The sequence below is a fragment of the Comamonas sp. FUJ_7 genome (assembly GCF_057369555.1).
Map to the genome: position 1 here is coordinate 292,720 of NZ_JBXXZI010000002.1, position 26,609 is coordinate 319,328.

The 26,609-nt window shown below is 59.5% G+C and carries 23 protein-coding genes; 12 read left to right on the plus strand and 11 right to left on the minus strand.

Annotated elements, in window-relative coordinates; genetic code table 11:
• The first annotated feature begins 763 nt into the window (after positions 1 to 763).
• The 5 genes from coaBC to AC2I9W_RS05100 all read left to right on the plus strand — a co-directional run bounded on the left by coaBC (position 764) and on the right by AC2I9W_RS05100 (position 4,895).
• The gene (coaBC, locus tag AC2I9W_RS05080; RefSeq protein WP_486409001.1) at positions 764 to 1,990 is read left to right on the plus strand and encodes a bifunctional phosphopantothenoylcysteine decarboxylase/phosphopantothenate--cysteine ligase CoaBC; all 1,227 of its coding nucleotides are present in this window, start codon (positions 764 to 766) and stop codon (positions 1,988 to 1,990) included.
• A 31-nt stretch (positions 1,991 to 2,021) separates the two neighbouring features.
• Complete coding sequence (locus tag AC2I9W_RS05085; RefSeq protein ID WP_486408940.1) at positions 2,022 to 2,549, plus strand: hypothetical protein; 528 nt, start codon at positions 2,022 to 2,024, stop codon at positions 2,547 to 2,549.
• A 164-nt stretch (positions 2,550 to 2,713) separates the two neighbouring features.
• Complete coding sequence (dut, locus tag AC2I9W_RS05090; protein ID WP_486408941.1) at positions 2,714 to 3,163, plus strand: dUTP diphosphatase; 450 nt, start codon at positions 2,714 to 2,716, stop codon at positions 3,161 to 3,163.
• Between the two features lie 47 nt (positions 3,164 to 3,210).
• A complete protein-coding gene (locus AC2I9W_RS05095) occupies positions 3,211 to 4,044 on the plus strand; it encodes a hypothetical protein (protein ID WP_486408942.1) in 834 nt (277 codons plus the stop codon).
• 284 nt (positions 4,045 to 4,328) lie between these two features.
• A complete protein-coding gene (locus AC2I9W_RS05100) occupies positions 4,329 to 4,895 on the plus strand; it encodes an outer membrane lipoprotein (RefSeq protein WP_486408943.1) in 567 nt (188 codons plus the stop codon).
• 180 nt (positions 4,896 to 5,075) lie between these two features.
• On the opposite strand, the gene AC2I9W_RS05105 is transcribed toward AC2I9W_RS05100, so the two are convergent.
• Positions 5,076 to 5,597 (minus strand): FKBP-type peptidyl-prolyl cis-trans isomerase, encoded by a 522-nt coding sequence (locus AC2I9W_RS05105; protein ID WP_486408944.1) that lies wholly within the window; start codon positions 5,595 to 5,597, stop codon positions 5,076 to 5,078.
• Positions 5,598 to 5,838: 241 nt separating this feature from the next.
• Here AC2I9W_RS05105 and AC2I9W_RS05110 point away from each other — a divergent pair, with 241 nt between their 5' ends.
• Complete coding sequence (locus tag AC2I9W_RS05110; protein WP_486408945.1) at positions 5,839 to 6,597, plus strand: DUF2076 family protein; 759 nt, start codon at positions 5,839 to 5,841, stop codon at positions 6,595 to 6,597.
• Between the two features lie 261 nt (positions 6,598 to 6,858).
• On the opposite strand, the gene AC2I9W_RS05115 is transcribed toward AC2I9W_RS05110, so the two are convergent.
• Genes AC2I9W_RS05115 through AC2I9W_RS05130 form a run of 4 tightly spaced genes read right to left on the minus strand, consistent with a single transcriptional unit; the run spans position 6,859 to position 10,775 of the window.
• Entirely contained in the window at positions 6,859 to 8,409 is a 1,551-nt protein-coding gene (locus AC2I9W_RS05115; RefSeq protein ID WP_486408946.1) for an FAD-binding oxidoreductase, read from the minus strand.
• Between the two features lie 19 nt (positions 8,410 to 8,428).
• Positions 8,429 to 8,944 carry a hypothetical protein gene (locus tag AC2I9W_RS05120; RefSeq protein ID WP_486408947.1) on the minus strand — a complete coding sequence of 172 codons (516 nt, stop codon included), beginning with the start codon at positions 8,942 to 8,944 and terminating at the stop codon, positions 8,429 to 8,431.
• 13 nt (positions 8,945 to 8,957) lie between these two features.
• Entirely contained in the window at positions 8,958 to 9,278 is a 321-nt protein-coding gene (locus AC2I9W_RS05125; RefSeq protein ID WP_158390370.1) for a c-type cytochrome, read from the minus strand.
• A 45-nt stretch (positions 9,279 to 9,323) separates the two neighbouring features.
• Complete coding sequence (locus tag AC2I9W_RS05130; protein WP_486408948.1) at positions 9,324 to 10,775, minus strand: aldehyde dehydrogenase; 1,452 nt, start codon at positions 10,773 to 10,775, stop codon at positions 9,324 to 9,326.
• 381 nt (positions 10,776 to 11,156) lie between these two features.
• On the opposite strand from AC2I9W_RS05130, the gene AC2I9W_RS05135 reads away from it, so the two are divergent.
• The 3 genes from AC2I9W_RS05135 to AC2I9W_RS05145 all read left to right on the plus strand — a co-directional run bounded on the left by AC2I9W_RS05135 (position 11,157) and on the right by AC2I9W_RS05145 (position 13,957).
• The gene (locus AC2I9W_RS05135) at positions 11,157 to 12,107 is read left to right on the plus strand and encodes an AraC-like ligand-binding domain-containing protein (RefSeq protein WP_486408949.1); all 951 of its coding nucleotides are present in this window, start codon (positions 11,157 to 11,159) and stop codon (positions 12,105 to 12,107) included.
• A 71-nt stretch (positions 12,108 to 12,178) separates the two neighbouring features.
• Positions 12,179 to 13,303 carry a JmjC domain-containing protein gene (locus AC2I9W_RS05140; RefSeq protein WP_486408950.1) on the plus strand — a complete coding sequence of 375 codons (1,125 nt, stop codon included), beginning with the start codon at positions 12,179 to 12,181 and terminating at the stop codon, positions 13,301 to 13,303.
• Between the two features lie 375 nt (positions 13,304 to 13,678).
• Entirely contained in the window at positions 13,679 to 13,957 is a 279-nt protein-coding gene (locus tag AC2I9W_RS05145) for a hypothetical protein (RefSeq protein WP_486408951.1), read from the plus strand.
• Between the two features lie 295 nt (positions 13,958 to 14,252).
• Here AC2I9W_RS05145 and bamC read toward each other — a convergent pair whose 3' ends face one another.
• From bamC to AC2I9W_RS05175, 6 genes are all read right to left on the minus strand, one after another.
• Positions 14,253 to 15,365 (minus strand): NlpB/DapX family lipoprotein, encoded by a 1,113-nt coding sequence (gene bamC / locus AC2I9W_RS05150; protein ID WP_486408952.1) that lies wholly within the window; start codon positions 15,363 to 15,365, stop codon positions 14,253 to 14,255.
• A 63-nt stretch (positions 15,366 to 15,428) separates the two neighbouring features.
• The gene (dapA, locus tag AC2I9W_RS05155; RefSeq protein WP_486408953.1) at positions 15,429 to 16,325 is read right to left on the minus strand and encodes a 4-hydroxy-tetrahydrodipicolinate synthase; all 897 of its coding nucleotides are present in this window, start codon (positions 16,323 to 16,325) and stop codon (positions 15,429 to 15,431) included.
• 250 nt (positions 16,326 to 16,575) lie between these two features.
• Positions 16,576 to 18,714 (minus strand): DUF6630 family protein, encoded by a 2,139-nt coding sequence (locus AC2I9W_RS05160; RefSeq protein WP_486408954.1) that lies wholly within the window; start codon positions 18,712 to 18,714, stop codon positions 16,576 to 16,578.
• 44 nt (positions 18,715 to 18,758) lie between these two features.
• The gene (locus tag AC2I9W_RS05165) at positions 18,759 to 19,343 is read right to left on the minus strand and encodes a class I SAM-dependent methyltransferase (RefSeq protein ID WP_486408955.1); all 585 of its coding nucleotides are present in this window, start codon (positions 19,341 to 19,343) and stop codon (positions 18,759 to 18,761) included.
• A 78-nt stretch (positions 19,344 to 19,421) separates the two neighbouring features.
• Complete coding sequence (locus tag AC2I9W_RS05170; RefSeq protein WP_486408956.1) at positions 19,422 to 19,553, minus strand: hypothetical protein; 132 nt, start codon at positions 19,551 to 19,553, stop codon at positions 19,422 to 19,424.
• A 3-nt stretch (positions 19,554 to 19,556) separates the two neighbouring features.
• Positions 19,557 to 20,756, minus strand: coding sequence for an MFS transporter (locus tag AC2I9W_RS05175; protein ID WP_486409002.1), 1,200 nt, complete (start codon positions 20,754 to 20,756; stop codon positions 19,557 to 19,559).
• A gap of 412 nt (positions 20,757 to 21,168) precedes the next feature.
• Here AC2I9W_RS05175 and AC2I9W_RS05180 point away from each other — a divergent pair, with 412 nt between their 5' ends.
• The 3 genes from AC2I9W_RS05180 (at position 21,169) to parC (ending at position 26,583) form a co-directional block, all read left to right on the plus strand.
• Positions 21,169 to 23,139 (plus strand): DNA topoisomerase IV subunit B, encoded by a 1,971-nt coding sequence (locus AC2I9W_RS05180; protein ID WP_486408957.1) that lies wholly within the window; start codon positions 21,169 to 21,171, stop codon positions 23,137 to 23,139.
• Between the two features lie 62 nt (positions 23,140 to 23,201).
• Positions 23,202 to 24,059 carry a lytic transglycosylase domain-containing protein gene (locus AC2I9W_RS05185; RefSeq protein WP_486408958.1) on the plus strand — a complete coding sequence of 286 codons (858 nt, stop codon included), beginning with the start codon at positions 23,202 to 23,204 and terminating at the stop codon, positions 24,057 to 24,059.
• Positions 24,060 to 24,192: 133 nt separating this feature from the next.
• Positions 24,193 to 26,583, plus strand: a complete 2,391-nt coding sequence (gene parC / locus AC2I9W_RS05190; protein WP_486408959.1) for a DNA topoisomerase IV subunit A — start codon at positions 24,193 to 24,195, stop codon at positions 26,581 to 26,583.
• Positions 26,584 to 26,609: the final 26 nt, after the last annotated feature.

Genomic DNA, 26,609 nt, shown 5'->3' on the forward strand with positions numbered 1-26,609 from the left:
GTCTATCCGTTTAGGACTCATCTCTCCTGGAGCTGTACTAATGACGACGAAACCCTAATTTACACAGGGATTTCCGACAGCGTACCTTTTGGTTATGGCCTATCAGCAGATTAGGCCATTCAATCCTTACCCAGGTTCAGTCGATGATTCACGTATGTTGCCCTTGCGGAACTAGCCTGGCCCCTCAACCGCCTTTCTGCTGGCAGTCTCCAGATTCATCCTCACGAATGATGTCTGCCGCTAACGCGGGGGTACTTTGTCAGGTGAGCTTCACACAGACCCATTACTGGGTTTGCATGTCACCGTAGGCTACTTGTGGTCGCACACAAGGTCATGTCCTCTCATTGCTGAGAGTCATGACAAGGCAGATCAGAGCTTTGCGCTCTTCCAATCTCAGCCACATCGTCTTTCCTTCAGAAAAGTTCCAGACGTGTTTCATCCCCACCACGTTTCCATGGCGAAAATGGGCCAAAACGGCGCGCAAATCCTTGAAAAGGATGTGCAAATGCTTGCCTTTCCCTTGTGGGGAAGGGCTTGCAGCCGAATTGAGCCATTCGGCTGCAGATTGTTATTGCTACCTATTCAGTAGCAATGGAGCTTAGACCTCGAAGGCTTATCGCTCATTTGAAAGATGGCACGAGGCCACAGAGCACGACACGTGTCGCACGTAAAACAGGATTATAGGTTCGCCACGAATTTCGGCGTGGCGCACAGGGATGCTAGTGCGGCTCAAAAGCCGCCCATGTCTGATAAATTGCGCAGCATGAATGACGTGTTCGCAGGCAAACATCTGGTGCTGGGCCTCTCCGGGGGCGTGGCTTGTTACAAATCGGCCATGCTGTGCCGCTTGCTGGTGCAAGCCGGCGCCACCGTGCAAGTGGTCATGACGGAGGCGGCAGAGCAGTTCATGACGCCAGTCACCATGCAGGCGCTTTCTGGGCGCGCAGTCTACACCTCTCAGTGGGATGCACGTGAGCCCAACAACATGCCCCACATCAACCTGAGCCGCGAAGCCGATGCAATTTTGATTGCGCCTTGCAGCGCCGACTTCATCGCTAGGCTGGCGCAAGGCCGCTCGGACGAGTTGCTGAGCCTGATGTGCCTGGCCCGCCCCATCGACAAAGTGCCGCTGGTCATCGCCCCGGCCATGAACCGCGAAATGTGGGAGCACCCTGCGACCAAGCGCAACCTCTGGCAAGTTGTCGATGACGGCGCCACGGTGCTGGGTGTGGGCAATGGAAGCCAGGCTTGCGGTGAAACAGGTGATGGCCGCATGCTGGAGCCCGAGGAAATCATGGAAGAGCTGGCCGCCGTATTTACGGCCAAGAAGCTGCAGGGGCAGCATCTGCTGATTACGGCTGGGCCGACCTTTGAAGCGATTGACCCGGTGCGCGGCATCACCAACCTCTCCAGCGGCAAAATGGGCTTTGCCATTGCCAGAGCTGCGCGCGAAGCGGGAGCCGAAGTCACGCTGGTGGCCGGTCCCGTGCACCTGCCTACACCGCGTGGCGTGCAGCGTATCAATGTGCAGTCGGCGCGCCAGATGCTGGACGCCGTGCAGTCGCAAGTCGGTAATGCAACTATTTTTATCGCCACTGCCGCCGTAGCAGATTGGCGCCCCGCCGAATGCTCTGATCAGAAGATCAAAAAAGACGGCTCGGGCGATGTGCCTGCCATGGCCTTTGTGGAGAACCCGGATATTTTGGCCACGGTGGCCCAGTCCGACGCAGCCAAGTACGGTAATCTGTACTGCGTGGGCTTTGCCGCGGAAAGCCACGATCTGCTCAAGCACGCCAGTGCCAAGCGCTTGCGCAAGGGCGTGCCGCTGCTGGTGGGCAATATCGGCCCCGCCACTTTTGGCAAGGACGAAAATGCCCTGCTGCTGATTGATGATCACGGCAGCAAGGAGCTGCCCCATGCCAGCAAGGACGTGCTGGCACGACAGCTGGTGGATGAGGTGGCGCTGAGACTGAATACGCCGAGCGCGTGACATCTGCATTTGCTGCACCAGGAATCCCAACATGAAACTCTCAAGTTATGAAGGCCCGCGCGACGGTGACTATGTGGCCTATGTGGATGCGCTGATGCGTGCCAGCCCCGAGTTTCGCCGCACACAGCGCAGCATTGCCGGAGCCATCCAAAGCGCTGTGATCACGCCGGGCTCTCAGGCTGGCTCGTCCATGAACCAGCTACGCTCCAGCCTGCAAAAGGCCCGTGCAATGGCTGAAGAGATGGCCGAGCAGGTGCAGCCGCAAGCCGCGACGGCGCCGACCACGGTGGCTCGCCGTCCTGCGCAGGGGCAAGGGAAGGCGCAGGCTCAGGCGCTGACCAAGGAAGAGGCGCGGCAGCGCTTCAGGGCCATGGAGCGCGACATTGAAAGCAAAAAAGGCCAGCAAACCGGCAAGCCCTGGATTTCGCCGGGCTCGATCGTGCTGATCGTAGGGGGCGTCATCCTCGCGCAGTTTGTGGGTGGGTTCGGCGTCATGCTGGCCATCATGGGCCTGATGTCTGCGGCTGGCAGCGTGCTCAAGCGGCTGCAAGACAAGTAAGGCGCAGGCCGCGTCTTATTGGGTGTTGAAGTGCCTCAATGCGGTCAGCAGGCAAAATAGCGCCCTTCAAGAAAGATGCGCAGAGCTGCCTGGCAGCGCCGTCGCAATCCATAAAAGGCCCGGTTCACGGGCCTTTCTTCTGATTTCCCAAGCAAAAGATTGTTATGAACGTTGATGTCAAGATTCTCGATGCGCGCCTGCGCGACAACATGCCCGCTTATGCCACGCCCGGCAGCGCTGGCCTGGATTTGCGCGCCTGCATTGATGCGCCTGTGACGCTGGAGCCCGGCCAATGGCAGCTGATCCCCACCGGCATGGCCATGCACCTCAAGGACCCTACCTATGCTGCACTCATCCTGCCGCGCTCGGGCATGGGCCACAAGCACGGTATCGTGCTGGGCAATCTGGTCGGCTTGATCGACTCCGACTACCAGGGTCAGCTCATGGTCAGCGCCTGGAACCGCTCGCAGACCGCTTTCACGCTGCAGCCCATGGACCGTCTGGCCCAACTGGTCATCGTGCCCGTGGTGCAGGCCCAGTTCAATCTGGTTGAAGAGTTTGCTGCCGAGAGCGAGCGCGGTGAAGGCGGCTACGGCTCTACGGGCAAGCAATAAGCCTGCGTTCGCCAACATTTTCTGAGCCCCAGTATTTTTGCCACCTCATGAGTCGTCAGACACGTCCTCGCTCTAGTTCCTGGCTGCGGGTTCAGCTCAGTCGCGACTTGCAGATGCGCCGTCGCCTGCAAAAGCGTCACTGGCTGCGTCTGCATGCGGCGCTGACAGGTGGCCTCAGTCTGGGGGCGATGTCCTTGCTTAGCGTTGGCCTGCTGCATGCTGGTGTGCACAGTATGGCGCTGCGCTATGGCATTGCACTGGTCTGCGGTTATTTCCTGTATCTGATGCTGGTGCGCTTATGGGCCGGATGCATGCTGAGCCGGGACTGGGGTGCTGGTGATGTGCCCGTCGAAGTCCCGGGTGGCGGAGGCCGCCCGGCAGGCGCTGATGCCGCCAGTGCCTGGGGCAGTGGCCAGGGCGGCTCCTATGCCGGCGGTGGTGCCGACGGAAGCTGGGATGTCGGGGACGCAGGTGCGCTCGATAGCGGTCAGGCTCTGGGCGAGTTGCCTGCGGCTTCTTCGTCGACGGTGGATATCTCCGATATCGGCGGTCTGGATGAAGGGGCCGTGGTTATCGTGCCGGTGCTAGTGCTTTTTGCGGCCTTGCTGGTGGCAGTTACCGGCACGGGTTCGCTGCTGTGGCTGGTGTTTGGGGCAGACCTGTTTTTGACCGTGGCCGTTGAAGTCGCGTTTGCCCTGCTCATGGCCAGAACTCTTTACGTGGTGGAGCGTGACGGCTGGCTGCTGGCGGCCCTGCGTGTGAGCTGGAAGCCTTTGCTCGGAGCCTTGGTCACGGCCGTGGCCTTGGGGGCTGTGGCGGATTGGGCGTTTCCGCAGGCCGATACGCTGGTGCAGGTGCTGCGCGCCCTGCGTGGCCATTGATGCAGGGCAGGATCAGCTGGTTTTGATAGCTGATGGCGCTTGCCAAACAACAAATCTAAGATGCTTTTATGTTGAAAGTGATTCTGGATAGGCGCAGTCAGCTATGAAATTAGGAGTTTAGTCGGCTCCCGGAGAATGGCTTATTGTGAGGAAATGTGAAGTCTGTCGTCCTTTTCAGGCGCTGCCGCGTTGCATTGGAAGTTCAGGCCATACAAGGTTTGCAGATCAATACACAACAGAGATTGCGGTGCATGGAATGTACATGTGCTGAAAAGGAGGTTTCTATGCAAGTCATTCAAAGCTGGGCCCGAGTGGCAATGGTGGGTGCAATCGCTGCAGCCCTGTCAGCCTGTGCAACTTATCCGCAAGGTGGGAGCTATCCACAGGGTGGCTACCAGCAGGGTGCTTATTCAGGCACGGGCTTTCCTGGAACGACACAGACTTACCCTGCCAATAACTGTGGCTACAACAACCCCAATTGCTATTCTCAGCAGCCTCAGCAATACGCCCAGCAGGGCCGTGTGATAAATATTGAAACCGTGCGCGTGCAGGATGGCAGCGGCATTGGTGCAGGTGGCGCCATTGCCGGTGGCGTGATCGGCGGTGTGCTGGGCAATCAGGTCGGCGGCGGATCGGGCCGCACGCTGGCCACGATTGCCGGCGTGGTGGGCGGTGCTCTGGCTGGCAATGCCGTGCAAAACAGCGTGGGCGGCGGCAGCGTGCGCGACATCTACCGCGTGACTGTGCAACTGCAAGACGGCAGCATGCGCGCCCTGGACTACCAGCAGCCACCGCAGCTGAGCATCGGCGAATATGTGCGCGTAGAAGGCAATCAGATCTACCGCCGCTAAGCAGCCAGGCGCACAAAGAAAAAGGGACTCTGAGGAGTCCCTTTTTGTTTGTAGCCGTAAAACAAGCATGTCCCAGGCCAGAGGCATCAAGCAAGCGCCGCCGCGCAGCGATGATGCTGTCCCCCTTCCATAGCGCGCAGCGCGTAGAGAAAGGGGGATGCGGCAAAGCCGCTCAGGGGGTTAATGCAAGGTCTCATTCCCCGGAGCCATGGGCTCAATGCGGAAAAAGCCCGTCCCCGCCGTGCCGCGCCCGACTTCTTCTTCGGTCGCTTCGCGCACCGCTTCGATCTTCAGATGCAGGCGAATGGCGATACCGGCCAGCGGGTGGTTGCCGTCCAGTACCACATGCTCGGGGTAGATCTCGGTGACGGTGTAGAGCAGGTCGGCGGGCACGGGGTTGGTGCCCTTGGGCATGGCGCTGCTCTCGAAGGTCATGCCTTCTTCGATCTCTTCAGGGAACAGCTCGCGCTTTTCCAGAAAGATCAGGCTTTCGTCATAGTCGCCAAAAGCCTCTTCGGGCTCCAGGTGCAGATCCAGCTTGGTGCCGACACTGTGGCCTTGCAGCGCTTCTTCGATGCGCTTGAACAGGTCATCGCCACCGATGAGGAACTCAACCGGCTCGTCCAGCACGTCCAGTTCTTCGCCCAGAGTGTCTTTCAGGGTCCAGGTCAGAGCGACCACGCATTGTTGGGTAACTTCCATTGTGTGTATGCAGTTGGTGGCTGCAGGACAGGCCCACAGCGAAATTGGAAACGTCACCACCGGCGTGTAGCCAGTGGCGCAATGGCTGGCATTGTCCCACGCAGTGCCTGGCATTGCAGAGCGGGCTTTTTGTTACACCCTGCAAATATCCATTGCCTGCGCTTCACATTCGCGCTCTTGCAGCGGCCCATACTGACCACATCTTTGATGCAAATTATTGGTGGGGAGAAAGGAAAGCACCGTGACCTCTCAAGAACGTCAATTGCTGCAAGACCTGTGCGCCAGACTGACGCTGACTCAGGGCCAGCCTAAGGATGTGCAGGCCGATGCCGAGCTGCGCCAAGGCCTGAGCAATGCGCCCGATGCGGTCTACTGGCTGGCCCAACGTACGTTGATGCTGGAGCAGGCCATGCAGCAGGCGCAGCAGCAGATCAGCGATTTGCAGCAGCAACTGGCCCAGGCCAAGCAAAGCCAGAGTGAGGGCAGTTCCAGTTTTCTCTCGGGCGGTCTGAGTACGCACTTTGGCCGTGCGCCAGAGCCTGCTGGTGATGCAGGCTATGCCTCTGGTGTCCAATCTGGTCATCAAAACCCGGGCCAGTTTCAGCCCGCCGTTCAGCCCTCCAGCTGGCGCGACCGTTTCTCTGGCGGGGCGCAGCGCGCAGCTCCTGCTCCCAGCTACTCTCAGCCTGCCGCATCGGCGGGCGGTAGCTTTCTGGGCAGCGTCGCTGCGGCGGCTGCCGGAGTTGCGGGCGGCATGTTTTTGTTTAATGGACTGGGAAGTCTGCTGGGCAACCATCACGCCAGCTCAGCCCACTCCTTGGGGGATGGCGAAAGCAAAGCCCTGGCGCAGGACAGCAGCACGCAAAGCCTGCATGAGGGCAGCGGTAACGGCTCCAGCCTGGCAAACGATGCGGGCCTTGGCAGCATAGACAACTCAGCCAGCTTTGACAGCGGCAGCTGGGACGATGGCGGCGGCTTTTTTGATGATGACTTTGCCTGATTCCAGGCTCTTGAGAGTTTTGAGGCTCAAGCCCTTGCTCATCAAGCGCTAGCAGCTATAGATGAGATAGCGATAAGGAAAAAAGAAAGCCACCTGGCGTTTTCAAATCAGGTGGCTTTGAAAAATTGAAGCCAAGGCGCAGCTCTTAAGCAGGCATGCCCCAATCAAGGGACAGCGAGCAAGCGCCGCCGCGCGGCGAGGCTTTCGCCCCCCTCCCGAAGAGAGAGGGGGGGGAAGGCGCGTAAGCGCCTCAGGGGGAGATCAAATGTTTATTCCGCACTTGCCCGGAGCCAAGATGCCGTTCGGGTCCAGCGCACGTTTGATCTTGCGTTCGATCTCGCGCTTAACCGGGCCGTAGCTCTGCGCCACACGTTCCTGGAAGGCCGTGTTCACGCGGTACACGGCATAGCCTTCCTTTTCGAACTCGTCCAGCAGCTCGGCAAAGCAAGCGTTGGCGCGCTTGGTTTCCTCTTCGCTACTGCGGTCATACAGCACGTCGATGACGTGGTGCATGTCGCGCCAGCCGACGATGAACTCGCCCACATAGTCCAGACCGTGCTTGTTCAGAATCTTCTTGGCCAGCGACTTTTGCTTGTCGCACTCGCTGCCGCGAGCCTGCGACACAGGGGCGAACCACATCGAGCCACCGCCCCCACGCCAGTTGTACAGGCCAAACTCCTGCAGGTTCGGCACGCCGGACATGAGCTGGGCACGGTACTTGAAGGGCTGCGTGTCGCCCGCGATTTCTTCAGTAATCAAGCGACCCTTGCCCAGCTGCTTGAGAGCGTCCTGCACGATCTTGAAGTTGACGTCGACCTGTTCCTTGGTGCCGTACAGCGCCGCATACACGTTCCAGGCACCCAGCTTCTTGTCCTTCTGGATCTGCTTGAGGATGGCGTCGGGCGTGGCACCGGGTTCGGTGGTGTAATCCGCGCGGCGGGTGTTGCAGGTGGAGGCTTCCCACAGCAGGCCGGCAATCACCACCGAGTTGGGGATGACCTGGGCGATGCGCAGCGGGCGGATGAATTCGACGATTTCGGAGATATCGCTCTCTTCGTCGAACTGGATTTCCAGCGGCTTGAAGACAGGAGGCTTGGGCATGAGCCAGAAGCCCATCTTGGTGCAGATGCCGTAGTTGGACTGGGTGAACATGCCGTCCAGCGTTGGGCCGTAACCCCACTTGAACACTTGCCAGGCCTTGTCGCCCTTGACGCCGCCCATGCCGGTGCGATAGACGTCACCGTTGGCCATCACCACTTCCATGCCGCACTGCATCATGAAGTGCTCGCCGTAGGGGGTGTAGCCCACGCCGCGGTCCATGGTGTTGCCCAGGGGGCCGGCAATCGCCGAAGGTGCCGAGAACGACAGCATCAGCGGAATCTTGTTCTCTTCCAGATAGTCGTAGAGCATCTGGTAGGTCACGCCGGGCTCGACCAGTGCGGTGCAAAGTTCGGGGTCCACGTGGATGATCTTGTTCATCTTGCGCAGATCCAGGATCACCTGGCCGCGCTGCACGGGAGCGGCGGAGCCGTAGCCAAAGTTGCGGCCGGTGGAGATGGTCCACACGGGCACCTTGTGCTCGTTGCAGATCTTGACGACTTGCTGCACCTGCTCAACGGTGGTGGCCGTCACCACGGCGGAGGGCGTGTGCTCTTCGGTAGGCACGGCCATCATCACCTTGGTGTAAGGACGAACCAGCTCGTCCTTGATCATTACGTTGTCTTCGCCCAGGGCTTTCTTGAAGTCGGCGACGGCAGCATCAAAGCTGCTTTCGCTCATGCCCTTGGGCAGGGCCATGTATTTGCTTGTCATGCTCTGCTTTCCTTGTTTCTTAGATCACGCAGCTGAAAGACACGCGGGCTTCGTTGCCTGCGGCTGCAGCGGATGTGTTCATGGCCTGGCCGGTGGTCAGAGATTGACCCAAGGCCTTGGCCCAGTCTGCGGCAGCGCTGTTCACGCGGTGGTTTTCGACAGCCAGCACGCGTCCGCCTGCGGAGCGCACCAGATCCAGTACCAGCGTGGCCGAGGCGTCATCGAGCAGGCCCACCAGTTTGGTTTCCTTGCCGTCGGCCAGCAACTCGCCGAGCTGATTGAAGGCGGCGCTGTCCAGACCTTGCAGGCCGGAGTGGGCCGCGTTGCGGGCCGTGCTTTGCACGCCAGCCACAAAGGCAGCATCCAGAGCGGAGCCATGCAAAGAGGAGGTTACGGCCAGCACGTCGGCAGAGCCGGCAGCCGCGCTGGCAGTCTTGGCGGTCAGGGCAGAGGCGGCTTGCGCCAGGCCCATGCCGGAGACAGCCAGACCGGCAGCGGCCAGGCCTTTGAGTAGGGAGCGACGATCGGTTTGCATCAACTCGTCCTCTTTACTTCTTGGCGGGCTCGGCAGCCTTGGGTGCCTCTGTCTTGGACAGGTAATTGGCCAAGTCTTCCAGCGTGGCGTCGTCAATGTCTGTCACGCGGAAGGCGGGCATGGCGTTCATGCCGTTGCGCGCAATGATCATGTAGGTGGCAGGCGGAAAGCCGCGCCCTTTGATGACGGGGCCCACTCCTGCTTCGTGGCACTTGGCGCAGGTTTGCTCGTAGAAGTGCTGGCCGGGGCCAATCTTCTGTGAGCCTGCGGCCGACGCAGCAAAGGTAAGACCCGACAGCAGGGCTGCCAGAGTCAGCTTGGTTGCATGTTTCAACGTGGTTCTCCAGTTGTGTGTTTTTTGTTCCAGAGCTCTTCTGAATCAGAAGGGGTAGTGGCGGGGAGCGGTTTGCATGGTGATCCAGCGGGTGTCGGTGAAGGCATCGATGCCGGCCTGACCGCCGAAGTGGCCGTAGCCCGAGTTCTTCACGCCGCCGAAAGGCATCTGCGCTTCGTCATGCACGGTGGGGCCGTTGACGTGGCAGATACCGGCTTCGATACGGCCAGCCACGCGCCAGCCACGGGCGGTGTCCTTGGTGTAGACGGAAGAAGACAGGCCGAACTCGTTGTCATTGGCCATGGCAATGGCTTGCTCTTCACCGCTGACGCGCACGATGGCCTTCACAGGCGCAAAAGTTTCTTCGCGGAAGATGCGCATCTCGGGCGTTACGCCGTCAATCAGCGTGGCGGCCATCAGGGTGTTGGTGGCCTTGCCGCCACAGAGGATCTTGGCGCCCTTGGCCACGGCGTCGTCGATCAGTTCGTTGACGCGGTGCACGGTGTTCATGTCCACGACGGAGCCCAGCACGACGGGACCCTGGCGGGGGTCGCCCAGAGGCAGGGATTCGGCGCGGGCCACCAGCTTGGAGATGAATTCCTCGGCCACGGCTTCATCGACGATGATGCGCTCGGTGGACATGCAGATCTGGCCCGAGTTGGCGAAAGCGCCAAAGATGGCACCGGCCACGGCGGCGTCCACATCGGCATCGTCGAGCACCAGGAAGGGGGCCTTGCCACCCAGCTCCAGAATCGCGGGCTTGAGGTGCTTGGCGCAGGTCTGGCCAATGATGCGGCCCACGCGGGTGGAGCCGGTGAAGTTCACACGGCGTACGGCGGGGTGGGCCACCATGGCTTCGACCACGGCACCTGCGTCTTCGGGCGCGTTGGTCACAAAGTTCACCACGCCAGCGGGCAGGCCGCCTTCTTGCAGGGCTTCAATGATCAGGCCATGGGTGGCGGGGCTCAGTTCAGAGCCCTTGAGAATCACGGTATTACCGCAAGCCAGAGGCGTGGCAATGGCGCGCACGGCCAGGATGATGGGTGCATTCCAGGGGGCGATGCCCAGCACCACGCCTGCGGGCTGGCGCACGGCCATGGCCATGCTGCCGGGGATATCCGAAGGAATCAGCTGACCATTGATCTGGGTGGTCAGCGAAGCGGCTTCCAGGAACATGTTGGCAGCCAGATGCACGTTGAAGCTAGCCCAGATGCCGGAGGCGCCTGTTTCAGCAGCCATGGCAGCGGCAAAAGCCTCGGCCTTGGCTTCCAGAGCCTGGGATGCCTTCATCAGCATGTGGCGGCGCTCGGTTGGGCCCATGGCGGCCCAGGCGGGGAATGCAGCTTGGGCGGCTTCCACAGCGCGCACGGCATCTGCAGGGGTGGCGGCAGGGGCGCGGGTGGCGACGGAGCCATCCAGAGGGTTCTTGCGTTCGAAAGTGGCACCGTTGCTGGCTTGTGCGGTCTGGCCGCCGATGAGCATGCTTTGTTCAATCATGTTCGTGTCCTTGAGTCCCATGTGCGCAGCGATCCTGGTCGCTGCTTGTTGATGCAGGTTCATAAAGCGAGGATGGCCGGCAAGTGATTGCAAAAGGCTTGCGTCACAGGGCTTGTCCCCAGCTAGTTTTTTGTGTAATTGCCGAAAATGGCGTGGGACTGATCGTAGAAAAAGCGTCAGATAGCTGCTGTGCGCAATGTGCACAAACCATTTGACAAATCGTGCACGATGCCTAGGGTTTGCCCTAGGGGTGCAATGCTTTCAGTCGCAAGTCCATGATGGGTAATTCAGGGTGCGATGAGCAGGAAAGCACCCACTTACTCATAATTGCCGCACTTTGTCGATACAGGCAGAGCTTGCTATAACAAGGAGTCAAGGCCCATGACCGCGCCCGTGGTACTGAGTACCGATGGTCTTCCTGAGAAAGAAACGGCCCCAGCCTGGCATGACTGGATGGCACAGCTGTTTTCGGGTTTGAATACGGATCTGTACGGCGACACCCGCTTTGATGGGCATCTGAGCGTGGCTTACGCCGGCGATGTCATGCTGACCAAACTGGATGCCGGTCGTCACCGTGTCATACGGGACTCTCACCGTCTGCGCGATAGCGAAGCAGCATATTTGAAGATCGTGGCCCCATGGGATGGTCATGCGGAAGTAGAGCAGCATGGCTGCAAAAGCTCTGTCAGCAATGGCAGCTGGGCCATCTACGACACTTCTGAGCCCTATGTGGTAGCGAATCCTCAGCACACAGAGCACCTGATCATGATGATTCCCAAGCACAGCATTGCCGAGCGTGGACTGCGTCTTGAGGGGCTGATGGGACGCTCGGTTGGGGGTAGTGCCGGAATCGCTCGCATTGCATTGCAGACCATGCGCAGCACCTATCAGGAGCTGGACAATATGACCGCTCCACTGGCTCGCCGAGCTGGGGAGTTGCTCGTGGATATGGTTCACCTGTCTTTGCAAGCTCTCGGGGGACAGGCCACAGCGGTGACGCAAAAGCAGGCCTTGTATGACCGGATTTGTGGATATGTAGCAAGCCATGTACGAGATCCAGGCCTGTCGGTGGATCAGGTGGCTGAGGCCCTGAACTGCAGTCGTCGCCATTTGCACAATGCCTTTGCGGGTAGAGAGCAGTCGTTGGGAGGTTTCATTCAGCAAAGCCGGCTGGAGCTGTCCATGAGAGACCTTCACTCGCCAGCGCTTGCGCACCGCACCATTACCGAAATTGCCATGGGCTGTGGTTTTGGCAATAGCGCACACTTCAGTCGTGCGTTCAAGGCGTATGCCGGCATGTCACCCTCCGAGTTCAGGCAGCTTGGTCATTGATCTATGCAGGCCCGCGTGATTGGTGCCTATAGGACAATGCAGTCCGTTGCTTAGAAAGCAGGACTGTATTCATGGACACCAATACTCCGCTCGCCTTGCTCGGTGGGCTCACAGCCTCTCAATTCATGCGCAAGCACTGGCACAAAAAGCCTTTGCTGGTACGCCAAGCCATTCCCGGCTTCAAGGCCCTCATCCCACGTGCCCGGCTGTTGGCACTGGCCGGTGAAGACGGCGTTGAATCGCGCCTGATTCAGCAATTGGGTGGCAATGAGTGGAAGCTCAGCCACGGCCCTCTGTCACGTCGCAGCCTGCCCGCCCTGACCAAGCCGGGCTGGAGCGTACTGGTGCAAGGCGTGGACACGCACGATGCCCATGCGCACCAGTTGCTGCAGCAGTTCCGCTTTGTTCCCGAGGCGCGCCTTGATGACTTGATGATCAGCTTTGCCACCGATCAAGGTGGCGTTGGCCCGCACTTTGACAGCTATGACGTGTTCTTGCTGCAGGCGCATGGCAAGCGCCGCTGGCGCATCGGTCGCCAAAAGGATTTGTCGCTGCAGCCCAATAAGCCTTTAAAAATTCTTGCCAACTTTGAGCCTGAGGAAGAGTTCGTGCTCGAGCCCGGTGACATGCTGTATCTGCCTCCCAAATGGGCACATGACGGCGTGGCTGAGGGCGAGTGCATGACTTACTCCATCGGTTTTCGTTCGCCTGACCGTGGCGAGCTGGGTCGAGAGCTGTTGCTGCGCATGTCGGATGAACCGGACGAGCCGGAGAACCCGGTCATCTACAAGGATCCCAAGCAAGAGGCCGTGAGCAATCCGGCTTTGATTCCTGAAGGCATGTATGACTTTGCCCGAGAAGCGCTCAGGAAGGCCATGGCCGAGCCACTGGCGCTGGAGCGAGCTTTGGGTGAGTACCTGAGCGACCCCAAGCCCAATGTCTGGTTCGAACATGGTGAGGAGAATGGCATGTTCGAGAGCGTGGTGCTGGATCGCCGTACACGCATGCTCTACGATGCAAAGCACATTTTCATTAATGGAGAGAGCTATCTGGCGGGTGGTCGGGATGCCACCTTGATGCGCAAGCTGGCTGATACAAAAGCCTTGTCTCGCCGGGATCTAGCAACGGCTAGTGATGATGCGCTGGAGTTGTTGTCAACGTGGTTCGATGCGGGATGGGTTCGCTCTGGCGACTGAGTTTGGGTGGGCTTGTAACAGCGCTCATGCTAAGTTAGCAGACTGGCCTTTGCGGGTTCAGTGATGTTTCCCGGGTTTTCTCAATTGTGTAAATCTCTGGCAATGTTTTGTCAGGAATTTGACGGGAAGTTTTTTCTGGTTGACAGTGTGACCCGTGGCAAGAATTGCTTGCCCGATAAATGAGGGGCGCCGATTTGTGCAAAATTGTTTACTTGCTGTCAGCTTTGGTCAGTAATCGACAAAATTGCCTATAATGCAGGCGAAGTCGAATTTATCGTTTGACCTGATCTGCCAAAGCGATCAATAGCTGCAACAAGCTGACCGTAATGGCAATTCGCATACTGTCTGCTGAACCTACTAATTTAGGAAACTGTCATGAAGAACTCTCTGATTCTGGCTACCGTGATTGCTGCTGCTGCTCTGGCTGCCTGTGGCGACAAGAAGGAAGAAGCTCCTGCTGCTGCACCTGCTGTGGAAGCTCCTGCTGCCCCCGCCACTGAAGCACCTGCTGTTGAAGCTGCACCCGCCGCAGAAACTGCACCTGCTGCTGAAGCCGCACCCGCCACTGAAGCCCCTGCTGCTGAAGCTGCTCCCGCCGCTGAAACACCTGCTGCCGAAGCTGCTCCTGCCGCTGAAGCTCCTGCCGCAAAGTAATTCACTCTTGCAGGCAAGAGGCTCTTTGAGCCTCAGGCAAAAGCCGCACCTTGGTGCGGTTTTTTTATGTCTGGATTTCGCGAAGTGTTTTGCTGACGCTCTTCAGTGGCGCTCAAGGAGTTGTTGATATTTCTGCTCTGAGGGCCAGCTCATGTTGCAGCACTGGCAGTACATCTCGCTACTTGTTCACCAAGGCCTTGGCTTAAAGGGGGCGAGTCTTATCGTGACTTGGGTGCAAGTATGAAAAAAGCCACCAGAGAAGAGCTCTGATGGCTTTTTTGTTGAAGCTGTATTTTTATTTCAGCTCGTCAGTGATGACGCGAACAATGCGTTGGCCATTGGTCGTGCTGTCGGGCTGACCTTGTTCGTTGAGTACTGTGACTTGAGACTGGTTGCCGTCGCCTTTGACCAGAATTTGGTATTTGACAGGGGCAGCAGCTTCCTTGCCGCGGCTGAAGATCTTGCCGAAGAAGCCTTTGGACTCTTCCTTGGCGTTCGGGTCCACGTAGCGCACGTAGTAGATGCCTCGGCTACGGTCTCGGTCTTCCACGGTAAAGCCTGTGCGGTCCAGTGCCACGCCAACGCGGCGCCATGCGCGCTCAAAGCCTTCTTCGATCTGCAGAGTAGGCACGCCATTGACGGTGTCCATGCGTGCACCAGAAGTAGTGACCGCAGCAGACTTATCGGCTTTGGCAACCGCAGAAGCTTGTTCTTCGCTCACGCCCAGCTTGATCATGATGCGGCGCAGGAACTCTGTCTCCAGCTCTGGGTCACGGGGGCGGGGCTGCCAGATGGTGTTGTCCTTGCGCTCGCTGGTATATACCTCCTGCATGCCACGGTGGGTGACATAGATGCGGGTTTTGCCATCGGGTTCGCGCTCCAGGCGGGTGCGGAACTTGTCGCGCTCGCTTGTGGAATACAGAGAGTCGAACACCTTGCCTAATGCCTTGCGGATCACGTCCTGCGGCAGCTTGGCGCGGTTTTCGGCCCAGTCTGTTTCCAAGATTCCCAGCTGGCGGTCTTCCATCACGTAGATGAAGCCGTTTTCCAGCCAGAAGTCGCGGGTGGGCTCCCAAAGCTTGTCGGCTGCACGATCAACCACCAGCCAGTGCTCGGCGCCATCACGCTCGATGCGGACGTCGCCAATCTGGTTGGCTGCGGTGTTGTTGTCAGTAGGCTTGGCTGCCTTGGCGTTGGCTTCAATGGCCGCTGCAGACACCACGCCACCAGGAACCATGTAGCGTGAGTCTTGCGACAGCTGCGTGAGATCCGGAGGAACCTCCAGGGACGGAGCTTGATTCTTGCCCGCGCTCTTGTAGTCGATCTTGGTGTCTTGGAACGTGGTCGTGCAGGCAGACAGGCCCAGCGCGATGCTGAGCAGGCCCAAACGTGCTGTTTGTTGTTTCACGCGGATTGTCCTTGAGAAGCGTTCAAGCTATGTGCGAAAAAGCGCTAGCTTAGCGCAACTCGATCACAGTACGCCAACTTTCAGCATAGCAGCCTCAACAACCGCTTCGTATTGCGGGCTCAGAGGCGTCATCGGCAGGCGCAGTGCGGGACTGCACAAGCCCATGCGGGCCGCTGCCCATTTCACAGGAATGGGATTGGCTTCCACAAACAGGCTCTTGTGCAGTGGCATGAGCTTGAACTGCAACTCCATGGCGCGCTTGACGTCGCCGGCCATGGCAGCCTTGCACAGCTCGCTCATCAGACGGGGGGCCACGTTGGCCGTCACGCTGATATTGCCGTGACCGCCGCACAGCATCAATGCCACGGCAGTGGGGTCATCACCGGAATACACACCAAAGCCGGCGGGAACATCACGAATCAGCCATTGGGCGCGTTCGATATTGCCGGTGGCTTCCTTGATGCCGATGATGCCGGGGATCTGGGCCAGACGCAGCACGGTGTCGTGCTGCATGTCTGCAACCGAGCGGCCGGGCACGTTGTACAAAATCACGGGCAGGTCGCCCGTGGCTTCGGCAATGGCCTTGAAGTGCTGGTACTGGCCTTCCTGGGTAGGCTTGTTGTAGTAGGGGACCACCTGTAACTGGCTGTCTGCACCCACCTTCTTGGCGTATTGGGCCAGCTCGATAGCTTCGTGCGTGCTGTTGGCGCCGCAGCCAGCCATGATGGAGACGCGCCCGGCAGCTTGCTCCACGGAGACGCGAATGATCTCGCAATGCTCTTCGACATTGACGGTAGGAGACTCACCAGTCGTGCCGACCACACCGATGCAACTGGTGCCTTCGGCCACATGCCAGTCGATGAGTTTGCGCAGCGACGGGTAGTCGACGCTACCGTCTTCAAGCATGGGCGTAATGAGGGCAACAATGCTGCCAGTGAGAGCGACGGAGGGTGATGTCATATCCGCAATCTGAAACGGGAAAAATGAATTCTACAAACAGGCACAGGGTCCAGGCCGTGGTTTACAAGGTACAGTGCCGAGTAAAAACTGATTTTGGTTGAAGTGTTGTTGATAAATGACGATTAGACGAAATAATTAATTTCAAGACGTCATATTGTTTTGGTTTTTGCGGCTTCTTTTGACGGCATGCTTTGCCGGCTCGCGAAGACGTGTTGAGGCAAGAGGGGGCACAGAGGACTCTCTATGCATCTCAATCCGCGCTGTAATTCCAGGCCGTAATGCGGGCCTGCGCCAGACGGTCCAGAAAATCCTCGGCATCGCTCGCGCGCACGACGGTGATGCGGAGGCTGTCGTCGTCCGTCGCCAGTTTGATCAGCGCCATGCCACGTCCTGACAGATGCTCGGCCAGATGTTCTAGGCCAGACTCCACACCATCGGCAGGCGTGTCCCAGTGCCAGTCGTCGGTGCCGGGCAGCCAGTGGGTGTCGGCAATGCCGTCGGCATCCTTCCAGTCAAAGCGGGCGAATTGGGTGGCGATGGGGATCAGATGCACCCAGTACAGCGTCAGTGCGTTTTCGCCCGCGGGCAGATGCATTACGTCGGGGTCGATCTCGTCATCATCATCCCAGCCCATATCGTCAGGGTCAGGCTCTGCCACGCAGTCGCGCCATGCCTGCAGCAGCGCAGTGGCTTCATCCTCGTCGCCCAGGCAAAGGATACGGCACAGGTCGCCCATCCAGACTTCGTCTTCGGCCTCGATCAGCTCGGCGCGGGTCATGGTCGTGGTTTCGGCTTGTTCGCCGTCCAGCCCCTTGAACATGCCGCGCAGGGCGTTGCGGTAGTCGTCCCAGGTTTCGCCCGTGCGGGTGATGCTGAAGTCCTTGATGGAAAACATCACCAGTTCGGCCTCTGGCCCTTCACCCATAAAGGTGAGCAGCTCATTTTTCTTGGGGCTGCAGTTCAGCGGCGGGCACCAGATGTCGGGCGAGGCCAGCAGCTTGCCCTTGGTGCTGTAGACATGGGGCTGGCCTTTGTCGGTAATGGCCAGCAGCTTGCCGCCGGGCAGCACCTTGGGCGGAGAGCTGCTAAAGCCGCGCTCAATGGTTTTGTACTGGCAGGGAATGATCTCCTGGCCGCTGATATGCAGCACGCCTTCCCAGATATGGCAGGCTTCTTCGCCTTGCTCGTCGATGTAGTTCTCGCGCACCGTCACCACGGCCAGGCCGCTCTTGGCGTTGAAGTCGTTGATGTGCTCGTACTTGCTGGCATCAAACAGCGGCTGGCCATCTTTCTTGAGCAGCAGCTTGCGCGAGCTGCCATACGGCCCCTGATCGGCGCGGATGAATTCGTCTTCTTCCGCGTTGTAGTAGATGCTGCTCACACCCTCATGCAATAGCGCAAGCCCTGGCAGGCTGCGCAGGTCTTCCATGCCAGACCCGTTCTCCGACTGGCAGGCCATGACCTGAGGCGTGATGGCATAGGCATTGCGGTAGCCGGCTGATGGTGGCACCACCCAGTTGCCGTTCAAGTCCTTGAGGCCGGATTTTGCGCCCGCGCCTTCTGATTCCTCGGGGTAGCTCACGCAGATATAGCCGCCCGAGGTATGGGCGCCAGATGCGCCTTCCATAGGTTTGAGCAGCCAGCGGCCATAGGGCGTGACCATGCCCATGGGCCAAGCGTCCGGCCTTTTTTTCTTGGGTAAAGGCTCACCAGTGCGGGGATGGATTTTGGGTAGAACCAGATAAGTATCTGTCGCCTCATCCCAGGCGCTGTGGTAGCGCTCCACATAGTGGTCGGCCAGCCATGCAGGCCAGTCATCGTCGTTATCGCGCTCAATCACCTCGGTGCGGGCAATGACGCTATGGCTCCACCAGCCCAACTGAGATTGCGGGGCCTGCTTCAAAACTTGTAGCGATTCGGGCAAGGTGTTAACGCCGCAGTCCCATTGTGTGCAGCGGTCGCGCAGGGCATTGAGCGCTGCTGCGTACTCAGGCGAATCGGTGTCTTCAGGAATCAACGTGGCGCAGTCCAGCAGCAGCCACTGGCGCTGGCTTTGCGTGATGAGGGTGTCAATCTCTTGCCACTGTTTTTTGACCGACTCTGGCCAGCGGGCGGGCAATGGCTCCATCTGCGCCTTCAACCATTGCCAGCGCGCCTTGACCTGGGCCATGGGCGCGGCCAGGGAAATCAGGCTTTGCTTGTCTTGATAGGCGCTGCAGGGCACTAGCTCTGGCAGATGCTGGGCATCGCCCAGCAGCACGCTGAACAGCAGTGGCACGCTCTCAAACCATTCGGCCCAGCCTTCGCAGGGACCGCCTGGCTCGGCAGGCCAGTCAGTGGTGGGACAGGGGTATTCGTCGTGCGCGAGAAGCAAGGCGTAGTTGGGCATGAATGTCCAGAGAAACGATAACAAACAGTGAGATCAGGGCGAAATCAGGCTTGAAGCAAGGCGGGGTATGCACTATCAGCGTCAGGCTTGATAGCGGCAATGCGCTGCACGACCCTGTCAGGCTGGCGCAGCAGCCCATGTTCATAGGCCACGATGCTCCAGCCTGTGCACACCTGCAGTAGCTCGCCGGGGGCCAACAGAAAGTCCGGGCGGGACGGCTTGCCATAGGCTTCATTGCCCTGGGCAAAGGTTTCATACAGCAGCACACCGCCGGGTTTGACGCTGGCCAAAATTTGGGGCCACAGCGGTCGCCACAGGTAATTGGTAATGACTATGCCATCAAAGCTGCGGCCTGCCAGAGGCCAGGGACCGCTTTCAATATCGGCGGTAATGGCTTCGGCAATCTCTGCGATGGACTGGGTTGCTTCTGGTGCTTTGTCCACGCTGGTCAAAGCATGGCCGGATGCATGAAAAAAGCGGGTGTGGCGGCCCATGCCGCAGGCCAGATCCAGCACGCTGCCCTGGGGGGCGACAAGATGGGCAAAGCGGCTGACCCAGTCGGAGGGCGCTTGTGCACCATGGCTTGAAGGAGGGGAGGCGGGGGCTTGGGGCAGGGGGGGGCAGGTCATCTTGCCAAAAACTATAGCAGTGCCGGTGCCCTCGCTGAGGGCGGCCATGTCGCCGCCGCGCTTGTGGTCAGCAGGTTCTCAGAAACAGGCCCAGACCTGATCGGCCAGCGTCAGCATGAACTGCGGCTGTAGATACAGCGCAAACACGGCCATCAGCACCGCGAGTACGGCGGCCCAGATCAGCGAGCGTTGCCAGAGTTTGAGTTGCATGGTTCAGACGGCCTTGGTTGCTGGGTGGCGGGCAATCGCCGATTCGCGCACGGGCAGGTTGACCAGGGCGGCAAAAATGCCCAGCGCAATCGACAGATACCAGACCATATCGTAGTTGCCGTTGATGTCATACAGATAGCCGCCCAGCCACACGCCCAGGAAGCTGCCGATCTGGTGGCTGAAGAACACAAAGCCGCCCAGCATGGACAGATGCTGCACGCCAAAGATCTGGGCGATGGTGGCATTGGTCAGAGGCACGGTGGACAGCCACAGAAAACCCATGGCTGCGCAGAAGATATAGACCGACCAGGGCGAGAGCGGGGCCAGCAAGAAGCACACCGTCGCCACCGAGCGCAGGCCGTAAATGCCCGACAGCAGATAGCGCTTGGGCATTTTCTGGCCCAGGTTGCCGGCCAGATAGGTGCCAAAGATATTAAACAGGCCCACCAATGCCAGCGAGGTGCTGGCCACATGCGGCTCCATGCCAAAGTCCTTAAGGTAACTGGGCATGTGCACGCCGATGAACATGACCTGAAAGCCGCAGACAAAGTAGCCAGCCATCAGCAGCAAGAAACTGGGGTAGGTCCAGGCTTCCTTGAGCGCCTGGCCCACGGTCTGCTCCCGCTTGATGGGCGTGCCGCTGCTGAAGCCCGGCTCGCGCAGGCCAAAGGCCAGGGCGGCGATCAGCAAGGCAAAAAGGGCCAGCACCAGTAGCGCGTTCGACCAACCGAACTGGGCAATCAGCCCGCCCTCCACAGGCACCATGAAGAACTGGCCGAACGACCCCGCCGCCGCCGTTACCCCCATGGCCCAGCTGCGCCGTGCCACAGGAATCTGGCGGCCCAGAACGCCGTAGATCACGGCGTAAGTCGTGCCCGCCTGGGCTGCGCCAATCAGCACACCTGCGGTCAGCAAAAAAACCGTGGTGTTGGGCGACAAAGCCATGCCGGCCAGACCCAGTGCATACAGAAGAGCGCCGCCGATCAGTACTTTGAACGCGCCGATGCGGTCGGCCAGCATGCCGACAAAAATGCCCAGCACGCCCCAGGACAGGTTTTGTACGGCAATGGCCAGCGAGAAGCTCTCACGCGTCCAGCCCATTTCCTGGGTGATGGGCAGCAGCCACAGGCCAAAGCCGTGGCGTATCCCCATGGAGAGGGTGACGATGGCGCCCCCGCACAGAAGAATCTGTGCCATGGACATGGAGTGAGGAGTTGTCTTTGTGGTCATGCCGTGTCTGCAAAAGCGCAGGAATCTGTAAGCGCATCACTGTAGCGAAACCCGCGCATATACGCCTGTACGTGCCGTCACATGCGTGGCAGTCTCGCTTGCCAGAATGAGAAAGCATGCTGTGGTCGAGCGCATTGCAGTGCTTTGAATTAATAAAAAAGTGAGCGTATAGCGCTTGATATCTATCAATTTCGATAAGAAAACATTCTGAAATCAATAGTTGATAGGCGAATGAAGCTATGGTTTTTCAATATTTCTCTGCACTGGCACTGAGGAAAAAACACATTCCGAAGACAGATGTTCCGGCTTTGTGCAAGAGTATTGGGAGTAAACAACTGTGAATTTATCCAGCTCTCATCCGGAGAGGCCACTACAATCCGCCCCCATGGCAGTCAAACCGTCCAACGAATATTCCGAAGGCTCGATCCGCGTTCTCAAGGGTCTGGAGCCTGTCAAACAGCGTCCCGGCATGTACACGCGTACCGACAACCCCCTGCACATCCTGCAGGAGGTGATCGACAACGCGGCCGACGAAGCGCTTGCCGGTTTCGGCAAAAAAATCAAATTCATCATGCACGCCGACGGCTCCTACAGCGTTGAAGACGACGGGCGCGGCATTCCCTTTGGACTGCACCCCGAAGAAAAAGCGCCCGTGGTGGAGCTGGTCTTCACGCGTCTGCACGCGGGCGGCAAGTTCGACAAGGCCAATGGCGGCGCCTACAGCTTCTCAGGTGGTCTGCACGGCGTGGGCGTGTCGGTGACCAATGCGCTGTCCACCCGCATGGAAGTCAGCGTGCACCGCGACGGTCAGGTGGCCACGCTGGTGTTCTCCGGCGGCGATGTGATTGAGCCGCTGAAGGTTCGCGATCTGCAGCCCGGCGAGCGCAAGCACGGCACCACCGTGCGTGCCTGGCCCGATGCCAAGTATTTCGAGTCCACCAACCTGCCCATGGGCGAGCTGGTGCATCTGCTGCGCAGCAAGGCCGTGCTGATGCCCGGCGTGGCGGTCTCGCTGATCAATGAAAAAGCCCGTGATACCCAGACCTGGCAGTTCAAGGGCGGTCTGCGCGACTATCTGGCGCAAAGCCTGCATGGCGAGCCTGTCATCCCGCTGTTTGAAGGCGAGGGTTTTGCCGACAAGCACCACGACAGCTTTTCCGAAGGCGAGGGCGCAGCCTGGTGCGTGGCCTTTACCGAAGAAGGCGCGCCGCTGCGCGAGAGCTATGTCAACCTGATTCCCACCACGGCGGGCGGCACGCATGACAGCGGTCTGCGCGATGGTCTGTTTCAGGCCGTCAAGGCTTTCATCGACATGCACTCGCTGCTGCCCAAGGGCGTCAAGCTTATGCCCGACGACGTGTTCGCGCGCGCCAGCTATGTGCTCAATGCCAAGGTGCTGGACCCGCAGTTCCAGGGGCAGATCAAGGAGCGCCTGAACTCGCGTGATGCCGTGCGCCTGGTCTCGGGCTTTGCACGTCCGGTGATGGAGTTGTGGCTCAACGAGCATGTGGAATGGGGCAAGAAGCTGGCCGAGATTGCCATCAAGGCCGCCCAGACCCGTCAGAAGGCCGGCCAGAAGGTCGAAAAGCGCAAGGGCAGCGGCGTGGCCGTGCTGCCCGGCAAGCTGACCGACTGCGAGAGCAAGGACACCAGCGTCAACGAAGTGTTTCTGGTCGAGGGGGACTCTGCCGGCGGCTCCGCCAAGATGGGCCGCGACAAGGAAACCCAGGCCATCCTGCCGCTGCGCGGCAAGGTGCTCAATACCTGGGAAGTGGACCGCGACCGCCTGTTTGCCAACAACGAAATTCACGATATTTCGGTGGCGATTGGTGTCGATCCGCACGGCCCCAATGACGAGCCGGATCTGTCCGGCCTGCGCTACGGCAAGATCTGCATCTTGTCGGACGCGGACGTGGACGGCTCCCATATTCAGGTACTGTTGCTGACGCTGTTCTTCAAGCATTTCCCCAAGCTGGTGGAAGCCGGCCACATCCATGTGGCCCTGCCGCCGCTGTTCCGTGTGGATGTGCCTGCACGCGGCAAAAAACCTGCGATCAAGGTCTATGCCCTTGATCAGGGCGAGTTGGACGCCATCTTGGAGAAATGTGCCAAGGACGGCGTGCCGCGTGAAAAGTGCCAGGTCAGCCGTTTCAAGGGCCTGGGTGAGATGAATGCCGAACAGCTGTGGGAAACCACGCTGAACCCCGATACGCGCCGCCTGCTGCCTGTGCAGTTCATGAATCTGGACTTTGCCCAGGCCGAAGCCGTGGTCACCAAGCTCATGGGCAAGGGCGAAGCCGCTGCCCGCCGCGAGCTGATGGAGCTGCATGGCGATGCCGTGGAGGTCGATATCTGAGCGGTTCGTGAGGGCGCTAGTTGCTAACTGCTAGTCGCCTGCCGCAGTGATGGGATCAAGTCATGCCAAGTTTTCAGTCTTCATATCAGTCATCAGCGTTGGCGCTCCTTGGTGGGCGTCTGCGCAAGGCTGGCCTGCACCTGTTGCTGGCGGGCGCAGGCTGGCTGGCGCTGGCACCGGCGGCGCATGCCGACCTGTGGGCCTATGTCGATGAATTTGGCGTCACCCACTTTGCGGCCGAGGCGCTGGACGAGCGCTACAAGCTGTTCTTCAGGGGCGATCTCTATGACAGCAGCAAGCCGGGCCTGCAGCCCCATTCCAGCGCTGCCGCAGGCTTGAGTGCACGCACGCGCACGCAGAGCTTTTTCGAGGTTTCGCCGCGCTACAAGAGCGTGCGCCCACACCTGCAAAAAGCCGCTGAAAAAACCGGTGTGGACTATGACTTGATCAAGGCCGTGATTGCCGTGGAGTCTGGCTTTGATGCCGAGGCGGTATCGCCCAAGGGCGCGGTCGGCCTGATGCAGCTGATGCCAGCCACGGCGGAGCGCTTTGGCGTTGCCGCCAACAAAAATCGCAGCATGCAGCAGCAGCTGTCCGACCCTGCCGTCAATATCCCAGCGGGTGCGCGTTATCTCAGCTATCTGATGAATCTGTTTCCTGGTCGTCTCGATCTGGTGCTGGCCGCCTATAACGCTGGCGAGGGAGCGGTCAACAAATATGGCAAGTCTGTGCCGCCGTACAAGGAAACGCTGAACTACGTCAAAGCCGTGACCGGTATTTACGAACAGCTGCAGGCCGCCAATCCGCTGGCAGGCCGTGTGGCTTCTGCCAGTGTGAGTGGCGGCAAGAGCAGTGCTGCGGGCTCGCGCATTCGCATGACCTTGCCGGGTATGACAGGCGCTGATTCGGTATCCCAATAAATTGAGTCGCCTGACAGGCGCAATCTGAAAAACGACTTACGAAAATCAGGATCAAGCAGGTTTTGTGCCTCAAGGAAACTGCCTTTGTGCAGCTTGGTTTGCGTAAGTTCTAGGAAAAAATCACAAAGAATTCATGAGCGATCAAACCATACTGGATTTGTCCGAACAAGCTGCTGGCGATGCACTGGATCTGGGTCAATACGCACAGCGCGCCTATCTTGAATATGCGTTGTCGGTGGTCAAGGGCCGTGCTCTGCCCGATGTCAGCGATGGCCTGAAGCCCGTGCAGCGCCGCATTCTCTACGCCATGGATCGCATGGGTCTGAGCTATGGCGGCCCCAATGGCAATACGGCGGCCAAGCCCGTGAAGAGCGCCCGTGTGGTTGGCGATGTGCTCGGTCGCTTCCACCCGCACGGCGACCAGTCGGCTTATGACGCGCTGGTGCGCATGGCGCAGGATTTCAACCAGCGCTATCCGCTGGTTGATGGCCAGGGCAACTTCGGCAGCCGCGACGGTGATGGCGCCGCCGCCATGCGTTACACCGAAGCGCGTTTGTCCAAGATCACCAGCTTGCTGCTCGATGAAATCGACTTGGGCACGGTGGATTTCACGCCCAACTATGACGGCAGCACGCAAGAGCCCAAGCAGTTGCCTGCGCGCCTGCCGTTCTCGCTGCTCAATGGCGCAAGCGGTATTGCCGTGGGCCTGGCCACAGAAATTCCCAGCCACAACCTTGTGGAAGTGGCTGCAGCCTGCGTGGCACTGATCAAAAAGCCGCAACTGCCCGAAGAAGAGCTGCTGGCGCTGATTCCCGGCCCAGACTATCCGGGCGGCGGTCAGATCATCTCGTCCAGCAGCGATATTGCAGATGCCTACCGCACCGGTCGCGGCAGCCTCAAGGTGCGTGCGCGCTGGAAGATCGAAGAGCTGGCACGTGGCCAGTGGCAGATGGTGGTGACCGAGCTGCCGCCGGGTGTGTCGGCCCAGAAGGTGCTCGAAGAGATCGAGGACATTACCAACCCCAAGGTCAAGACCGGCAAGAAGGCGCTGACGCAGGAGCAAACCCAGCTCAAGGCCAGCATGCTGGCCGTGCTCGATGGTGTGCGCGACGAATCCAGCAAGGATGCGCCGGTGCGCATTGTGTTCGAGCCCAAGACCGGCAAGGTGCCGCAGGCCGAGCTGATTACCGCGCTGCTGGCCCACACCAGCCTGGAGTCGTCCAGCTCCATCAACCTGACCAGCATCGGTCTGGATGGCCGCCCCGTGCAGAAGTCGCTGCGTCAGATGCTGGAAGAGTGGATTGCGTTCCGCTTCCAGACCGTCACGCGCCGCAGCCAGCATCGTCTGGAGAAGGTGCTCGATCGCATCCACATCCTCGAAGGCCGTCAGGCCGTGTTGCTCAATATCGACAAGGTCATTGCCATCATCCGCGCCAGCGATGAGCCCAAGCAGGCCTTGATTGATGCCTTCAATCTGTCCGAGCGCCAGGCCGAAGACATTTTGGAAATTCGCCTGCGCCAGCTGGCGCGTCTTGAGGCCATCAAGATTGAGCAGGAGTTGAAAGAGCTGCGCACCGAGCAAGGCAAGCTGGAAGATATTCTGGGCAGCGAAGCTGCCATGCGCCGCCTGATCTGCAAGGAAATTGAAGGCGATTCCAAGACCTTTGGCGATGCACGCCGCACGCTGATTCACGAAGAGAAAAAAGTCGTGGCTGAGGTCAAGGTGGTGGACGAACCCACCACCGTCATCATTTCCGAAAAGGGCTGGGTGCGCACGCGCCACGGCCATGGCGTGGATGCAAACACGTTGAGCTTCAAGGCCGGCGACAGCCTATATGGCACGTTTGAGTGCCGCACAGTCGATCAGCTGCTGGCCTTTGGTAGCAACGGCCGGATCTACTCCGTTCCTGTCTCGGCCTTGCCGGGCGGGCGTGGTGATGGTCAGCCCGTGACAACCATGATCGAGCTGGAAGCGGGCACGCAGCTGCTGCACTACTTTGCCGGCAGTGAAACCACACAGCTGCTGCTGTCGGGCTCGGGTGCTTATGGCTTTACGGCCAATGTGGGTGACATGGTTTCGCGCCAGAAGGCGGGCAAGTCTTTTGTCACGCTGGGCGATGGCGAGACGCTGTGCGCGCCTTCCGTCGTGCATGGCATTCCCATGAATGCGCGTGCCGAGCCTGTGGAAGGGGGCGAGCAGGGCGCTGGTTTGCTGAACCCCGCCACGCATGTGATCTGCGCGTCGGTGGGAGGGCGCATTCTGACCTTTGAGGTCAGCGAGCTCAAGACCATGCCCAAGGGCGGTCGCGGGCTGATGCTGATCAGCCTGGAAGACAAGGACCAGCTGGCGGGCGCTGCGGCCTACACCCGCAGCATTCGCCTCGATGGCGTAGGCCGTGGCGGCAAGCGCAAGAGCGAGACGCTGGAAATCCGCAGCCTCAACAACGCTCGCGGTGCCCGTGGCCGCAAGGGCAAGGCAGCAGATCTGGGATTCAAGCCTCAGACGGTGACGCGCGTGGAATAAGCGTTTCAGGTGCTATGCAAAAAGCC

Excerpts from the sequence above, each read along its gene's own strand:
- coaBC (WP_486409001.1), top strand. The coding sequence starts at position 764 with ATGAATGACGTGTTCGCAGGCAAACATCTGGTGCTGGGCCTCTCCGGG.
- AC2I9W_RS05085 (WP_486408940.1), top strand. The coding sequence starts at position 2,022 with ATGAAACTCTCAAGTTATGAAGGCCCGCGCGACGGTGACTATGTGGCC.
- dut (WP_486408941.1), top strand. The coding sequence starts at position 2,714 with ATGAACGTTGATGTCAAGATTCTCGATGCGCGCCTGCGCGACAACATG.
- AC2I9W_RS05095 (WP_486408942.1), top strand. The coding sequence starts at position 3,211 with ATGAGTCGTCAGACACGTCCTCGCTCTAGTTCCTGGCTGCGGGTTCAG.
- AC2I9W_RS05100 (WP_486408943.1), top strand. The coding sequence starts at position 4,329 with ATGCAAGTCATTCAAAGCTGGGCCCGAGTGGCAATGGTGGGTGCAATC.
- AC2I9W_RS05105 (WP_486408944.1), bottom strand. The coding sequence starts at position 5,597 with ATGGAAGTTACCCAACAATGCGTGGTCGCTCTGACCTGGACCCTGAAA.
- AC2I9W_RS05115 (WP_486408946.1), bottom strand. The coding sequence starts at position 8,409 with ATGACAAGCAAATACATGGCCCTGCCCAAGGGCATGAGCGAAAGCAGC.
- AC2I9W_RS05120 (WP_486408947.1), bottom strand. The coding sequence starts at position 8,944 with ATGCAAACCGATCGTCGCTCCCTACTCAAAGGCCTGGCCGCTGCCGGT.
- AC2I9W_RS05130 (WP_486408948.1), bottom strand. The coding sequence starts at position 10,775 with ATGATTGAACAAAGCATGCTCATCGGCGGCCAGACCGCACAAGCCAGC.
- AC2I9W_RS05135 (WP_486408949.1), top strand. The coding sequence starts at position 11,157 with ATGACCGCGCCCGTGGTACTGAGTACCGATGGTCTTCCTGAGAAAGAA.
- AC2I9W_RS05140 (WP_486408950.1), top strand. The coding sequence starts at position 12,179 with ATGGACACCAATACTCCGCTCGCCTTGCTCGGTGGGCTCACAGCCTCT.
- AC2I9W_RS05145 (WP_486408951.1), top strand. The coding sequence starts at position 13,679 with ATGAAGAACTCTCTGATTCTGGCTACCGTGATTGCTGCTGCTGCTCTG.
- dapA (WP_486408953.1), bottom strand. The coding sequence starts at position 16,325 with ATGACATCACCCTCCGTCGCTCTCACTGGCAGCATTGTTGCCCTCATT.
- AC2I9W_RS05160 (WP_486408954.1), bottom strand. The coding sequence starts at position 18,714 with ATGCCCAACTACGCCTTGCTTCTCGCGCACGACGAATACCCCTGTCCC.
- AC2I9W_RS05165 (WP_486408955.1), bottom strand. The coding sequence starts at position 19,343 with ATGACCTGCCCCCCCCTGCCCCAAGCCCCCGCCTCCCCTCCTTCAAGC.
- AC2I9W_RS05170 (WP_486408956.1), bottom strand. The coding sequence starts at position 19,553 with ATGCAACTCAAACTCTGGCAACGCTCGCTGATCTGGGCCGCCGTACTC.
- AC2I9W_RS05175 (WP_486409002.1), bottom strand. The coding sequence starts at position 20,756 with ATGTCCATGGCACAGATTCTTCTGTGCGGGGGCGCCATCGTCACCCTC.
- AC2I9W_RS05180 (WP_486408957.1), top strand. The coding sequence starts at position 21,169 with ATGGCAGTCAAACCGTCCAACGAATATTCCGAAGGCTCGATCCGCGTT.
- AC2I9W_RS05185 (WP_486408958.1), top strand. The coding sequence starts at position 23,202 with ATGCCAAGTTTTCAGTCTTCATATCAGTCATCAGCGTTGGCGCTCCTT.
- parC (WP_486408959.1), top strand. The coding sequence starts at position 24,193 with ATGAGCGATCAAACCATACTGGATTTGTCCGAACAAGCTGCTGGCGAT.